Source organism: Pseudophaeobacter sp. 1A09344, from assembly GCF_041008745.1.
Classification (GTDB): Bacteria; Pseudomonadota; Alphaproteobacteria; order Rhodobacterales; family Rhodobacteraceae; genus Phycobacter; species Phycobacter gallaeciensis_A.
Map to the genome: position 1 here is coordinate 158,114 of NZ_JAXGFS010000004.1, position 14,338 is coordinate 172,451.

The 14,338-nt window shown below is 61.0% G+C and carries 15 protein-coding genes; 6 read left to right on the forward strand and 9 right to left on the reverse strand.

Annotated features, from left to right (window positions below; genetic code table 11):
- Nucleotides 1-294: 294 nt before the first annotated feature.
- The 6 genes from mltG to fabD form a co-directional block, all read right to left on the reverse strand.
- Nucleotides 295-1,449 (reverse strand): endolytic transglycosylase MltG, encoded by a 1,155-nt coding sequence (mltG, locus tag SM765_RS08665; RefSeq protein ID WP_065270417.1) that lies wholly within the window; start codon nt 1,447-1,449, stop codon nt 295-297.
- Nucleotides 1,450-2,715, reverse strand: a complete 1,266-nt coding sequence (fabF, locus tag SM765_RS08670) for a beta-ketoacyl-ACP synthase II (protein WP_274837151.1) — start codon at nt 2,713-2,715, stop codon at nt 1,450-1,452.
- A gap of 274 nt (nt 2,716-2,989) precedes the next feature.
- Nucleotides 2,990-3,733, reverse strand: coding sequence for a 1-(5-phosphoribosyl)-5-[(5-phosphoribosylamino)methylideneamino]imidazole-4-carboxamide isomerase (locus tag SM765_RS08675; protein ID WP_065273473.1), 744 nt, complete (start codon nt 3,731-3,733; stop codon nt 2,990-2,992).
- A gap of 170 nt (nt 3,734-3,903) precedes the next feature.
- Nucleotides 3,904-4,137, reverse strand: a complete 234-nt coding sequence (locus tag SM765_RS08680) for an acyl carrier protein (RefSeq protein ID WP_065273474.1) — start codon at nt 4,135-4,137, stop codon at nt 3,904-3,906.
- A 421-nt stretch (nt 4,138-4,558) separates the two neighbouring features.
- Nucleotides 4,559-5,296: a 3-oxoacyl-ACP reductase FabG gene (fabG, locus tag SM765_RS08685; RefSeq protein WP_065270419.1), complete on the reverse strand. Its 738-nt coding sequence runs from the start codon at nt 5,294-5,296 to the stop codon at nt 4,559-4,561.
- A gap of 171 nt (nt 5,297-5,467) precedes the next feature.
- Nucleotides 5,468-6,400 carry an ACP S-malonyltransferase gene (gene fabD / locus SM765_RS08690; protein ID WP_274829199.1) on the reverse strand — a complete coding sequence of 311 codons (933 nt, stop codon included), beginning with the start codon at nt 6,398-6,400 and terminating at the stop codon, nt 5,468-5,470.
- Nucleotides 6,401-6,588: 188 nt separating this feature from the next.
- Between fabD and SM765_RS08695 the strand changes: the two genes are divergently transcribed.
- Nucleotides 6,589-7,845: a cytochrome b/b6 domain-containing protein gene (locus SM765_RS08695; RefSeq protein WP_368981488.1), complete on the forward strand. Its 1,257-nt coding sequence runs from the start codon at nt 6,589-6,591 to the stop codon at nt 7,843-7,845.
- A gap of 375 nt (nt 7,846-8,220) precedes the next feature.
- Here SM765_RS08695 and SM765_RS08700 read toward each other — a convergent pair whose 3' ends face one another.
- Nucleotides 8,221-8,796 carry a YceI family protein gene (locus SM765_RS08700; protein ID WP_065270422.1) on the reverse strand — a complete coding sequence of 192 codons (576 nt, stop codon included), beginning with the start codon at nt 8,794-8,796 and terminating at the stop codon, nt 8,221-8,223.
- A gap of 193 nt (nt 8,797-8,989) precedes the next feature.
- Nucleotides 8,990-9,517, reverse strand: coding sequence for a hypothetical protein (locus SM765_RS08705; protein WP_237028405.1), 528 nt, complete (start codon nt 9,515-9,517; stop codon nt 8,990-8,992).
- 321 nt (nt 9,518-9,838) lie between these two features.
- Here SM765_RS08705 and rpsF point away from each other — a divergent pair, with 321 nt between their 5' ends.
- The 5 genes from rpsF (at nt 9,839) to SM765_RS08730 (ending at nt 12,735) form a co-directional block, all read left to right on the forward strand.
- Nucleotides 9,839-10,192 carry a 30S ribosomal protein S6 gene (rpsF, locus tag SM765_RS08710; RefSeq protein ID WP_065270423.1) on the forward strand — a complete coding sequence of 118 codons (354 nt, stop codon included), beginning with the start codon at nt 9,839-9,841 and terminating at the stop codon, nt 10,190-10,192.
- A gap of 28 nt (nt 10,193-10,220) precedes the next feature.
- Nucleotides 10,221-10,448, forward strand: a complete 228-nt coding sequence (gene rpsR / locus SM765_RS08715) for a 30S ribosomal protein S18 (RefSeq protein WP_005982441.1) — start codon at nt 10,221-10,223, stop codon at nt 10,446-10,448.
- Nucleotides 10,449-10,459: 11 nt separating this feature from the next.
- Nucleotides 10,460-11,083 (forward strand): 50S ribosomal protein L9, encoded by a 624-nt coding sequence (rplI, locus tag SM765_RS08720; RefSeq protein ID WP_065270424.1) that lies wholly within the window; start codon nt 10,460-10,462, stop codon nt 11,081-11,083.
- A gap of 146 nt (nt 11,084-11,229) precedes the next feature.
- Nucleotides 11,230-11,592: a hypothetical protein gene (locus tag SM765_RS08725; protein WP_274829187.1), complete on the forward strand. Its 363-nt coding sequence runs from the start codon at nt 11,230-11,232 to the stop codon at nt 11,590-11,592.
- Between the two features lie 678 nt (nt 11,593-12,270).
- Nucleotides 12,271-12,735, forward strand: coding sequence for a lytic transglycosylase domain-containing protein (locus SM765_RS08730; protein WP_274837153.1), 465 nt, complete (start codon nt 12,271-12,273; stop codon nt 12,733-12,735).
- Between the two features lie 100 nt (nt 12,736-12,835).
- Here the strand turns inward: SM765_RS08730 and tig are convergent, their stop codons facing one another.
- Nucleotides 12,836-14,167, reverse strand: a complete 1,332-nt coding sequence (gene tig, locus SM765_RS08735) for a trigger factor (RefSeq protein WP_065270427.1) — start codon at nt 14,165-14,167, stop codon at nt 12,836-12,838.
- Nucleotides 14,168-14,338: the final 171 nt, after the last annotated feature.

A 14,338-nucleotide genomic window follows, 5' to 3' on the forward strand; every position in this document is an offset into this window, starting at 1 on the left:
GGAAATGCTCCGGATGAGAGAAAGAAAGGACGGCCGCCGACATGCGCTGCGGGGCCGCCAAGTTTCCTTCCAACTGCAGCTCAACTTATACGGGTTTCTGCCCGTCATGTCAAGCGCTGCAGCAGGTTGGCAGAACGGCGGCGCCAATCCTTGTTAGGCTTTGCGGCCCGTCGGATGCAAAGCGACCGGGTGTCCCACGGTCAGCACGCAAAGAAAAAGGGCGCCGAGGCGCCCTTTTGTATCACTGTGAATTTGTCCTCCGCCGCTGGGTGCCAGCGTCAGATAAAGGACGCCTCAATCACTGCTACGCTCTGCCTCGATCTGGCGCCACTTGACCACGTTGCGGTTGTGCTCGGCCAGGGTTTCGGCAAAGGCATGGCCACCCGTGCCATCAGCGACGAAGAACAGGTAATCCGTTTCATCCGGATTGACCGCGGCCTCCAGGCTGGCAAAGCCAGGGTTGGCAATTGGGGTCGGCGGCAGCCCTTCGATGACATAGGTATTCCAAGGCGTTACCCGGCGCAGCTCGCTTTGACGCAGACCACGTCCCAGCACGCCCTCGCCTTGGGTGACACCATAGATCACCGTCGGGTCGGTCTGCAAACGCATGCCGCGTTTCAGACGGTTGGTAAAGACGCTGGCCACTTGCCCACGTTCCTCGGCAACACCGGTTTCCTTTTCGATGATCGAGGCGAGGATCAGCATCTCTTCGGGCGTTTCCACAGCAGCATCCGCAGAGCGGCCTTCCCAGGCGGCATTGATGCGCAGGACTTGACGTTCTTGCATTTCTGCAAGGATCGCTGCCCGCTCATCACCGGGCGTGACCTCATAGCTGTCCGGCGCCAGCATGCCCTCGGGCGGGCGCTCACCGGGATCGCCTTCAAGGATATCCATGGACTTTAGCGCCTCGGTCACCTGCCAGCTGGTCACACCTTCGGCCAGTGCGATACGGAACCGGGTGTCGGCTTCGGCCTTTTTCTCAAGGTATTCGGCAGGCGCTTCATCCTCGGCGGGGTTGAACTCTGCCCGCTCCACGAACCGGTTGCTGGCCGGATCCAATTCGCGCACCTCAGCCAGAACCCGGGTGACGCCGACGCGATAGACGATCTCGGTGCCGCAGGTGCTGGCGCCGCCACGGGTGATCTGATCGACGATCTCCTCCATCGAAGCGCCGGGCTGTACCAGGTAACTACCTGCCTTCAGCAGCGATGCCTTGTCGCTGTATTTCACACCAACCCGGAACAGGGCCCCGGAGGTCACCGCGCCCTGATCCTCCAGCGTGCGGGACACGCGGGTCATGTTGGAGCCGCTTTTGACGCGCAGGCAGATGGCCTGCTCCAGCGGTCCCTCAGAGGTGTATTGCGACTGGCCCCACATGATGACGCCGCCCAAGAGGAACAGCGCCACGATGAGGACCGTCAGCATGTTGGAGGCCAGTGCGCGCCACATTTATTTCGGCTTTCCGAAGATCACCGAAGCATTGGTGCCGCCAAAACCGAAGGAGTTCGACAGGGCCACGTCGATCTTGCGTTCGCGTTTGGCGTTGGGCGCCAGATCGACCCGGCTTTCGATGGCGGGGTTGTCCAGGTTGATGGTCGGCGGTGCCACCTGATCGCGGATCGCCAGGATCGAGAAGATCGCCTCGATCGCGCCGGCCGCACCCAGAAGGTGCCCGGTCGACGATTTGGTCGAGGACATGGTGACATTGCCCGCGTGATCGCCCAGCATCCGCTCAACCGCGCCCAGCTCGATCGTGTCGGCCATGGTCGAGGTGCCATGTGCGTTGATGTAATCCACGTCTGTCGGCTTCAGGCCCGCATTGGACAGCGCAGCCCGCATGGCGCGCTCGCCACCCTCACCCGATTCCGACGGGGCGGTGATGTGATAGGCGTCGCCCGACATGCCGTAACCCAGGACCTCGGCATAGATCTTGGCGCCGCGCGCCTTGGCGTGTTCGTATTCTTCCAGCACCACCACGCCGGCACCCTCGCCCATGACGAAACCATCGCGGTCCTCATCATAGGGGCGGCTCGCGGATTGCGGATCGTTGCCGTATTTGGTGCTGAGCGCCTTGCACGCGTTGAAACCGGCGATGCCGATCTCGCAGATCGCCGCCTCGGCGCCGCCGGCAACCATCACGTCAGCATCGCCTGCGCGGATGATGCGGCTGGCATCACCAATGGCATGCGCGCCGGTGGAACAGGCGGTGACGACCGAGTGGTTCGGGCCGCGGAAGCCATAACGGATCGACACCTGACCGGAGGCAAGGTTAATCAGCGAGCCAGGAATGAAGAAGGGAGAGACACGGCGCGGACCGCGTTCCTTGATCAGAACCGCGGTATCTGCGATCGAGCTGAGCCCGCCGATGCCGGAGCCGATCATCACGCCGGTGCGCAGCAGGCTTTCCTCATCGCTCGGGGTCCAGCCCGCATCCTTGACGGCCATATCCGCAGCCGCCATGCCATAGAGGATGAAATCATCCACCTTGCGCTGTTCCTTGGGGGCAAGGAACTCATCGGGGTTGAAGGTACCATCGGTGCCATCACCGCGCGGGACTTCGCAGGCATAGGTGGTGGCGACGCCGCTTTCATGGGCATCGAACAGGGTGATCGGCCCGGCGCCGGATTTACCTTCCAGCAGACGCGACCATGTTTCTTCTACCCCGCTGGCCAAAGGGGTAACCAGGCCAAGTCCGGTGACAACTACTCGACGCATTCCATGCTCTCCTCTGCCTCGGCATTTTTCGCCCATCCAGATACCTTGGATTTACCAAAAGGTGCAAGAGCGCCGACGCAGGTCCGCGCAGATGGGCCGGTCGGACTGTATTGTCGGAGAGCCACCAAAGAAAAACACCCTACGGCCTGCTGCGCCGAAGGATGTTTTCATTTCTTTTCAGCAGACTAAGCGACTGACCTATCACCTTGGTAGCCCGGAGCATCCGCCGCCGGAGCCCGCAGAGCGCCGAAGTAACGACCGCGTCATCGGTGCTTTAGCGAAATTCCGCGACGGGTTCGGGTTGCGGACGCGCGGTTTCCAGCGCTTCCTCAAGCGTCAGCGTCTTGCGGAACAGCGCCCGCCCGACCAAGGCACCGGCAATATTGGGGATGTATTTCAACCGCGAAATGTCATCCACGTTGCGCACCACGCCGCTGGCGATGACCGGCGCTTTCGCCTCGGCTGCGAGACCGGAAATCAGCCCCAGCTGCGCCTCGACCTCGGACATGTCGCTGTCGATATCGGTGACCAGGATTGCCGCGAAAGGCGCGTTTTCAAAGGCGGCGATATAGGCTTCAGGAGAGAACGCACCGGATTGACGCCAGCCTTCGGTCATCACCTGCCCCTGCCAGACATCCACCGCGAGCACGATCTGATCGGGGTGTTGCTTGGCCAGTTCGCTGACCAGCGCCGGATCCCGCGCGGCCAGGGTGCTGACGGTGACCCGCCCGGCACCAAGGTCGATCCAGTGCTCGACCTGCTCGCGGCTTCGCAGGCCGCCCCCCAGTTGCACCGGAATGCCGACGCTGCGGATGATTTCCTCGACAAGGGCGGCATTGGAATCATCGCCCTGCACCGCATTAAAGTCGGTCAGGTGCATCCATTCCGCTCCGGCGGCCGCAAAATCCTTGGCCGTCTTGACCGGATCCACATGCCAAAGAACCGGTTCCTCCAGGCGCCCCTTGTCCAGCGTTACGCAACCGCCGTTCATCAGCTCCATCGTGGGGTAGATCATCATGGCATAGGTCCTCCTAGCGGGTTGGATCAGGATATCGCCCCCAGCATACCACAGACTGGGGACGTCCATGATCACCTCGCCACAAAACCGTCCACCCTCCATGACGCAAAACGGCGCTTCCCGGTAGGAAAGCGCCGCCTTGGCATTCACAGATATGTGAATGACGTATCTTAGGAAGCTTCAGTGATGAATTTCACTGCGTCGCCGAAGGTCTGGATGGTTTCGGCTGCATCGTCCGGAATTTCGATTCCGAACTCTTCTTCAAAGGCCATAACCAGCTCGACCGTGTCCAGGCTGTCTGCGCCCAGGTCGTCGATGAACGAGGCATTCTCGGTCACTTTGGCTTCTTCAACACCCAGGTGCTCTACAACGATCTTTTTCACGCGGTCTGCGACGTCGCTCATATCCATTCCTCGTTTTTTCTTCAGGGCAATCTGCCCGGTTTTGCCCTTACCCGCTCGGGCTGGCGTGGTTTTGCCCGATCCGGGCGGTTGTGCCCCCGCCGGGCGGGGGCTGACCGAGACAGGGGTCAAACCCCTTCGTCAGCGGAAATATGGGCCGCCTATAGCACAGACGCGCCCAGAGGCAAACGTTTTCGCGCCGTTCCGGGTGATCCAGAGAACGGGTTAAAACGCGTGCTGCACTGGCAAATGGAGGTTGTGGGGAACGCCCACAAGCCCCGCGCCGCGGATTTCACCATAAAGTTTTTGTTAACAGATACTTGTGAAGGAGATCACCTCTGACGGGCGCAAAAAAGGAGCCCGAGAGGGCCCCTTTTTCATCATTCTGCAACGCCGCAATCCGGCGCGGCAAGGCTATTGCTAATCACAGCATCGCCATACCGCCATTCACGTGCAGGGTGCTGCCGGTCACATAAGCGGCCTCGGCGCTGGCAAGGTATAGAACCGCGGCAGCGATCTCTTTCGAATCTCCCATGCGGCCTGCTGGGATCTGTGTCAGGATCGCGTCCTTTTGGTTGTCGTTCAGCTTGTCGGTCATCGCCGTGGCAATGAAACCGGGGGCAACCGCATTGACGGTGATGCCCCGGTTGGCCACTTCGTAGGCGAGGGATTTGGACATGCCAACCATACCGGCCTTGGAGGCTGCGTAGTTGGCCTGCCCCGGGTTGCCGGTTGCACCGACCACTGAGGAAATATTGATGATCCGGCCCCAGCGCGCCTTCATCATGCCGCGCAGCACGCCCCGGCACAGGCGCATGGTGGACGTGAGGTTCACGTCCAGAACGCTCTGCCATTCCTCGTCCTTCATGCGCATGAACAGGTTGTCTTTGGTGATGCCTGCGTTGTTCACGAGGATATCAACGGAGCCCATTGCCTCAGCCGCCTGTTTCGGCAGCGCTTCGACGGCGTCCGCGTCGCTGAGGTTGCAAGGCAGCACAAAGGCGCGCTCGCCCAGTTCCTCGGCCAGGGCCTTCAACGGCTCTTCGCGGGTGCCGGAAAGGGCAACAGTGGCGCCAGCAGCATGCAGCGCGCGGGCGATATCGCCGCCAATACCGCCGGATGCGCCGGTGATGAGGGCAGTCTTGCCAGTCAGATCAAACATGTTCTTTTCCTCAAGTCTTTGAACGGCCTCATGCAGAGACGCTATTTATGGTCTTCTCCCGGCGCGCAAGCGTCGGGACGCGTCCGCCCGCCCCATGGCGGGCCCGTTTGCGCCCACCCGGGCGACCACGTCCCGCCGGGCAACCGGCAGACATATCGCTCAGGCCGCGCGTCAGCCTTCAACCGCTGCTTTGACGCCCTCGGCGGTGCCGAACTGACGGCAAGTCAGGCTGCGGTCGATCTTGCGGATCATACCGGACAGGGCCTTGCCCGCGCCGATTTCCCAGAATTCGGTCACCCCCTTGGCGGCCATCGCCTGCACGCTTTCGCGCCAGCGCACCGAGCCGGTGACCTGCTCGACCAGCAGCTGGCGGATGGTATCGGGATCGGTCACCTCATCAGCGCGGACATTGGCGATCAGCGGCACGGCAGGGGCTTTGATCTCAACACCTGCCAAGGCCTCGGCCATCACATCGGCGGCAGGCTGCATCAGCGCGCAGTGGAACGGGGCACTGACCGGCAGCATCACGGCGCGCTTGGCGCCCTTTTCCTTGGCAATCACGGCGGCGCGCTCAACAGCGGCCTTGGATCCGGAGACCACAACCTGCGTCGGGTCGTTATCATTGGCAGCCTGGCAAACCTCGCCCTGAGCGGCCTCTTCGGCAACGGCCCGCACTGCGTCAAGATCCAGCCCCAGGATCGCGGCCATGGCGCCCTCGCCCACCGGCACGGCGTCCTGCATGGCAGCGCCGCGGGTGCGCAGCAGACGCGCGGTATCGGCCACCGAGATCGCCCCGGCAGCAGCCAGCGCTGAATACTCACCCAGCGAATGCCCGGCGACAAAAGCGGCCTTGTTGATAGTGATACCTTCGGCCTCAAGTGCGCGCATCGCGGCCATGGAGGTCGCCATCAGCGCCGGCTGGGCATTGCGAGTCAGGGTCAAGGTTTCGATATCACCCTCCCAGATCAGGTTGCTAAGGGATTCCCCCAGCGCCGCGTCGACCTCGTCAAACACCGCTTTTGCGGCGGGATAGGCCTCGGCCAACTCCTTGCCCATGCCGATTGTCTGGGCACCCTGCCCGGGAAACACGAATGCGACAGTCATCAAAGACCCCATCTTTATTTGCCATTTCAGCCGGTTTAGACGCAGCTGACCCTGCGTACAAGGGATCTGCGCCCGATGCCGCGTCAGCGCACCTCCCATGTGCACCGGTTGACAGCTGCCCGCATTGCATGCGCGCCCCCGCACGGTAGGCTGTCGTCGTATCCCGTACCCAAGGAGGGTTTGTCCACGTGTCCCGCCGCAATTCATTCTCCAGCTATGGCAGTGTCGCCAAGACGTTTCACTGGCTGACAGCCTTGCTGATCCTTGCCGCCTTCCCGCTTGGCTATTTTGCCAACGAGCTGGCACACACCATTCAAAGCCCCGGCTTTGACGGCGCGCAGGAGACCATTTCCCGCGCCACGCTGTTGTTTTCCCTGCACAAGACGGTCGGCGTTGCCGTCTTCTTTGTGGCCCTGGCCCGGATTCTCTGGGCGGTGACGCAGGAGAAGCCGGGGCTGCTGCACCCGGACAACAAGCCCGAAGCACTGGCGGCCGAAATCGTGCACTGGATGCTCTATATCTCTCTGGTGGCGGTGCCGCTGACCGGCTGGATCCACCACGCCGCGACAACGGGCTTCGCACCGATCCTCTGGCCCTTTGGCCAGTCCCTGCCCTTTGTCGCCAAATCCGAAAGCGTTGCCAGCCTATTTGGCGCAGCACATGGTATTCTGGTCTGGACCCTGCTGGCCGCGCTGGTCCTGCACGTGGCGGGCGCGCTGAAGCATCATGTGATCGACAAGGATTCGACCTTGCGTCGTATGCTGCCCGGATCCGGTGATCTGCCCGTGCCCCCGGCGCAAAGCCACAGCGCCCTTCCTGCCCTTGCCGCCATTGTCGTCTTTGCAGTGGTCCTTGGTACCGGTGCGTTCCTTGGTCTCGACGACGACCAAACCGCCACAGCCACGCAGGCCGCAACCTCTGCACCGCAGCCCACCGCGAGTGCGGAAACCGAGACCGCAGATACCTCCGGCTGGCGCGTCGAGAGCGGCACCCTTGCCATCTCGGTTGTGCAGATGGGCAGCAGCGTAACCGGTCAGTTCGCCGACTGGAACGCAGACATCAATTTCGAAGAGCCGACAGCGCCGGGACCGGCTGGCGATGTTTCCGTCACCATCTCGATCGCTTCGCTGACCCTTGGATCTGTCACGGACCAGGCGATGGGCCCGGATTACTTCGATCAGGCGACCTATCCCACCGCAACCTTCGAAGGTGAGATCGAAAAGACCGCAGACGGCTATAAGGCGGTTGGACCGCTCACCATCCGCGATCAAAGCGTGCCCATCACCTTGCCATTCGAGCTGACCCTGGACGGTGACAAAGCCAGCATGCGCGGACAGACCACCGTCAACCGGCTGGATTTCAATATCGGTCAGGGCACCCAGGACGAAGGCACGCTTGCCTTTGCGGTGGAGATCTCGGTGGAGCTGGAGGCGACGCGCCACTGACGCGACCTTCCTCAACCCCAAGCGTTTCCTTGCGCGGGCCACTCCGGTGGCCCGCGTTTTCGTTTGGGCCATCGATAATCGTATATGGGTACAAAACGGCGGCAGAGCCTCCGCATGGGGGCGGCCCCGACAGGTACAGCCTCCACGGTGCAATGAGGCCAAGGGTATGAAAACCCGTACCTGTTGTCCTCCACGCCATAATCGGGGACGCAGCAGGGATCCTACGGCTCTCGCTGAGATGCCTCCCTGCCCGCGTCTCCTCCGGCCATCGCTAGAGCCTATTGAGCCCCCTAGAGCTCATCACACCTGCGGACATAAAAAAGCCGCCGGTCCCATACTGGAACCGGCGGCGGATCTTACGATCGTGTCAGTAGCTTATTCAGCTTTCATCGCTTCGATGGAGATCTGAACCTGAACTTCATCGCTGACGTAAGGAGCGAATTTTTCCAGACCGTAGTCGCTGCGCAGCAGCGAGGTGGTGGCGTTGAAACCAGCCCAAGGCTTGCCCGCCATCGGGTGATCACCCGACTGGTTCAGTTTGGCATCCAGAACCACGGATTTGGTCACACCGTTCAGCGTCAGGTCGCCAGTGATGTTTGCAGTGTTCTCGCCGGTCACTTCGATCCCGGTGGAGGTGAAGGTCACCATCTCGTCTTCGGTTGCCGCAAAGAAGTCGTTGGACATGAAGTGATCAAAACGGGCTTCCCAGCCGGTCAGCATCGACATCACCGGCATCGACACGGAAACGCTGGAGGCTGCCGGATCTTCCTTGTCGAACATGATCTCGCCTTCGAAGCCCGAGAACATGCCCCAAGTGGTCGAGAAGCCGAGGTGGTTGTAGTTGAACACCACTTGGCTGTGGCTGGAATCCAGCACGTATTTTTCAGGCGCGGCGACAGCGGCGGTGGCGGCGGCGCCGGTCAGGGCGGCGGCAAGCAGAAGGTTTTTCATCGTCAGAGGACTCCGTTGGAACGAATTTTGTATGCCCAACACCTGTGCCACCGGGCGACGAAATGAAACTGGCAATTTTCCACATTGTCTGTTCCTAACCGAACAGTTACCCGTGCCTCGGAAAGTTGTCTGTTTGATTGCAAGACCTTACCGAGCAACCGCGAAAATCCTGCGCCCATTTTTCAAGCGGTTTTCAGGTCAGCAGCGGCACAGATCCGCTGAGCTGATCGCGCAACAGGCTGCGGGACTGCACAGTACTCAGCGGCACCTCGAACAACAGGCTGCCATCCGCCTCGAACAACTGAACCGTGGCCGAGGTCAGCCGTGCTGCCCCAAGGCTGTCGTAGCGGCGGCGCAGAATAGTCCGGACCGCGCCTTGGCTATTGGTTCTCAGGACCCGCAATTCCCGCCGCACCGGATCGAAACACACTTCTGTGCCGGGCCGCAGGGGCCGTATGGTCAGCAGAACCATCCCCAGAAAGAAAAAGACCACGCAAACGCCCACCCGGATCACTTTGTCCCCCGGGTGCATCATTTCCGCGTTCATCATCCACAGCCCTGCCGCGCAGAGCAATAAAGCCACGCCCAGCATCTGCAGCAGCATCCTCCGCATCGGCCAATTCGCTTTGAACCCCAGCACAAGCGACCCGCCCCTCATGGCGCCAGGGGCTGTGGCAAAGGATCCGGGAATGAAGGGGTGCGGGATCTGGGCTAGGCGCATGGGGTCCTCACTGTAGCTGGCCGGGCAAACCGACGCTCGTTAATGCTTGATTAACCACGTTGAAGCCGATGAATGCGGCAGTATTTTGACCAAACCAAGGGGGTTTCCCGGACGCCACAGTGGCCTTAAGCATCACCTTAGGCCGGGCCCCGAGTGATTGCAGGCGTAGCGCTGCGTTTAACCCTTGCTCTTATCGGCAAAGCCTGTATATCGGGGCTTCCTTCCGCACGACATTCGATCCGCGCAGACTCTCGTGACAGGGCCGCGGAAGGCTACATCGCCCCGTCTATGAAATGCGCCTAGACACAAACAGGAGTTCGCATGCCCCTCTATGAGCATGTAATGATTGCGCGTCAGGACCTGTCCAACTCGCAAGCTGAAGGCCTCATCGAACACTTCGGTGCTGTTCTGTCCGACAACGGCGGTAAGCTGGTCGACCAGGAGTACTGGGGCGTCAAGACGATGGCCTACAAGATCAACAAGAACCGTAAAGGCCACTATGCCTTCCTGAAGACCGACGCACCGTCTGCGGCGATCCAGGAAATGGAACGCCTGATGCGCCTGCATGACGACGTCATGCGTGTTCTGACCATCAAGGTCGACGAACACGACGAAGGCCCCTCGGTCCAGATGCAGAAGCGTGACGACCGTGAAGGTCGCCGTGAACGCCGCTGATCAACGCTTGAGAAAAGGACGCTAAACCATGGCAGCCAAACCGTTTTTCCGCCGCCGCAAAGTGTGCCCCTTCTCGGGCGACAATGCGCCGAAGATCGATTACAAAGACACCCGTCTTCTGCAGCGCTACATCTCTGAGCGCGGCAAAATCGTTCCCTCCCGTATCACCGCCGTTTCGGCGAAGAAGCAGCGTGAACTGGCCCGCGCCATCAAGCGCGCCCGCTTCCTCGCCCTGCTGCCCTACGCCGTGAAGTAAGGAGACCTGACATGCAAGTTATCCTTCTTGAACGTGTGGCCAAGCTGGGTCAGATGGGCGACGTCGTAGACGTCAAACCCGGTTACGCCCGTAACTACCTGCTGCCGCAGAGCAAGGCCAAAGTTGCTTCCGAAGCCAACATCGCCTCTTTCGAAGCCCAGAAAGCGCAGCTGGAAGCGCGTAACCTGGAGACCAAGAAAGAAGCCGAAGCCCTGGGCGAAAAGTTCGACGGACAGCAGTTCATCGTGATTCGCTCCGCTTCCGATGGCGGCAACCTCTACGGCTCGGTCACCCCGCGTGACGCAGCCGACGTTGCCACCGAGGAAGGCTTCTCGGTCGACCGCAAGCAGGTCATCATCCGCGAGCCGATCAAGACCCTTGGTCTGCACGTGGCCGAAGTGCACCTGCACCCGGAAGTCATGGTCACCATCAAGCTGAACGTGGCCCGTTCGCCGGAAGAAGCCGAACTGCAAGCCTCGGGCAAATCGATCCAGGAGCTGGCCGCCGAAGAGGAAGCCGCTGCTGAATTCGAAATCTCCGAGCTGTTCGACGACATCGGTTCCGCTGCCTCCGACGATGAGGACGAAGGCGAAGCCGCTCCGGCCGCGACCGGCGACGAAGAGACCAACGCCTGATCCCAGCGGATCACAGCGAGAGAACACGAAGGCCGTGCCCCATATGGGCGCGGCCTTTTCCTTTGCCAGACAGCACACTGGCCATGATGGACCTTCCTGCCTACAGTGAATGGGCAAGAGATGCATTTGGACAAAGGAGAAACCCGATGATGCTGAGAACCATCGCGATTGCAGGGCTATGCGCCGCGACCCTTTCCGGATGCGACACGCCATCGGTTGACGCGCCCTTGTCGCTGGCCGGAACTCCGGGCCCGAACTATCAAACGGATCTGGCACAATGTCAGGCCTCGGCCCGTCAGATCGGACAAGGTCACATCGGAACAAGCGCCGCACTTGGTGGCGCAGGTGGTGCCTTGGTGGGGGCGACCGAAAACAGCGACAAGGCGCTTGTTGGTGCGATTGCCGGCGCCATGGCTGGTGCCGCCGTAGGCGACATACAGGTCAAACAGGCCCAGCGTGACTACGTGATCCGCTGCATGCAGAACCGCGGCCATCCGGTGACCGGCTGATCGCGGATTTCCGCCACATGGGCTGATGAGGTCGGCGGGAACCAGCTGGGTCCCGCCCCCGGCAAGCGCGCCTGCTGCGCTGCGCGGGGGCCTTGCACGCCCTTTCAGTTCTCGGGCGGCGTCTGCTCTGGCGGGTTTGGCTTTGTTTCAGCCGGTACTTCAGCCAATGATGCGAAACTCATTTGCGCTGTTATTATGGACCGCTCAGCTTATTGGGACCGCGGAAAGTGGGAAACGGCCGCGGCCCCTTTTTACTGCTCGTTTACGGGCACCGCTACAGGCGAAAGCAGGGCACCCTTCCTGAGGTATTATTTTTGCCTCAATGCGCATGGGTATTCTGGCGTTTCCAGCGAAAATTAACAAAGCCTTATAAATTAGAATTGTTTGCACTTTTCCGGATATCGGCGGAGGCCCGCCAAAGCTGCCGACGGTACGTGCCAATGGCTCCATAACGGGACTTTTGCGCGCCTGAAACGGGCGCTCACACCCCTTTCAGCGGCCTTGCCCCCCTCATGGATCGGTGAAGATTTGCCGATGAAACAGCGCTGCGCTTCCGCCCGATTGTGGCCATTCTCAAGCATGACTAGTCTGCCGTGACGGATCCCCCTGTGCCCATCGTCTCCCCAGACGGAGCGCCCTTCACGGATCCATTCTGTTACTGTTGCCCGGAGTTCCCCGATGCACCGACGTCATGTCTTCTCTCTGCTGGCCTTGCCGCTGCTTGCCGCGGGCTGCGGCTCTGCCCCTCAGGCCGTCAGCCGCAACGAGCCGCCACTGTTTCCCAATGAAACCCCGGACCTGCGCAGGAAGATCAATTACTGGTCCGACCATTACGAGGTACCACGCTCTCTGGTGCACCGGCTGGCGGTACGGGAGAGCACCCATCGCCCAACAGCCGTCAACCGGCCCTACTACGGCCTGTTGCAGATTCTGCCCGCCACCGCGCGTTCGATGGGCTTCAAAGGCAAGCCACAGGACCTGTTGGACCCAGACACCAACCTTGAATTCTCGGTGAAATACCTGCGCGGCGCCTGGCTGCTTGCCGATGGTAGCGAGGACACCGCAGTCAAACATTACTCGCGTGGCTACTACTACGAAGCCAAGCGTCGCGGCATGCTGAAGGAAACCGGCCTGAGGACCTGAACCGGCTTGTGGTGTCCATGTGGCCCGCATTCCCTGTACCAGAATGAAAAAGGGCCGCCCCTGACGGGCGGCCCTTTCAACAACCACTGGAAGAAGAGGATTACTCCTCGTCCAGCTCTTCAACAGCTTTCTGCAGATCGTCTTTCGAGACTTCTTTCTCGGTCACGGTCGCCTGATCAAACACGTGGTCGATGACCTTGTCTTCGAAGATCGGCGCACGCAGCTGCTGCTGCATCTGAGCGTTCTGCTGAATGAATTCAAAGAACTGGCGCTCCTGACCCGGGTACTGACGCGCCTGCGCCATGATCGCCTGGGTCATTTCCGCGTCGGTCACTTCAACCTCTGCCTTCTGGCCCAGCTCGGCCAGCAGCAGGCCAAGGCGCACGCGGCGTTCGGCCAGTTTGGTGTGCTCTTCGGTCGCTTCGATCTCACCGTGGTTGTGGTCGTGGACGTCCGGGTTGTCCTCGTGCCACAGCTGGTGCGCGATCTGCTGTGCTTCGGCCTCGACCAGCGACGGCGGCAGGTCAAAGGAGACCAGCTCGTCCAGCTTGTCCAGGGTGGCGCGCTTCATCACGGCGCGGGCTGCACCTGCGTATTCCGCTTCCAGACGCTCACGGATCTGGGCTTTCAGGCCTTCCAGATCTTCGGCACCGAATTTCTTCGCCAGTTCGTCGTCGATCTCGGCGGCCTTCGGCGCCTTGACCTCTTTGATGGTGCAGGAGAACACGGCTTCCTTACCCGCCAGGTGATCGGCCTGGTAGTCTTCGGGGAAGGTGACGGTAACGTCTTTTTCCTCACCGGCCTTCACGCCGACCAGCTGCTCTTCGAAGCCGGGGATGAAGGAGTTGGAGCCAAGCGCCAGCGGGTAATCTTCGGCGGAACCGCCTTCGAAGGCTTCGCCGTCAACCTTGCCAACGAAATCGATCACGACCTGATCGCCATCTTCCGACGCAGCGCCCTCTTCGCGGGCTTCGAAATCCTTGGCGGTGTCGGCCAGGTTCTGCAGCGCTTCCTCGACGGCTTCGTCTTCGGCTTTGACAACCATTTTCTCAACCGAGATGACGGAGAGGTCGACTTCGGGAATCTCAGGCAGTGCCTCGTAGGACATCTCGACGTTGACGTCGTCGCCTTCTTTCCAGTCTTCGTTGGTCATCTTGACTTCGGGCTGCATCGCCGGACGGTCGCCGCTGTCTTCGAAGTGCTTGTTCATGGCGCCATCGACGGCTTCCTGCATCACTTCGCCCAGCATACGCTGACCAAACTGCTTGCGCAGCAGGGCCATCGGCACCTTGCCCTTGCGGAAGCCTTTCAGCTCCACTTCGGGCTGCGCTTCTGCCAGCTTCTCGTTGACCTTCTCGTCCAGCTCGGCGGCTGTGACAGTGATGGCGTAGCCGCGTTTCAGACCTTCGTTCAGCGTCTCGGTGACCTGCATCCTATACCTCATAGAGATTCGGGGCGCGCGCGCAGGCTCCGCCCCCAGACAATTTGAGGCCTTCTATGTGTCTGGGGCCTTCGGTGCAAGAGGCATTGCCCGCTTCGGTGCGACATTGGGCAGGTTTATGAGGGTTTCGTTGTGTGAAACCGACCCCGAAAGGAAAAACAC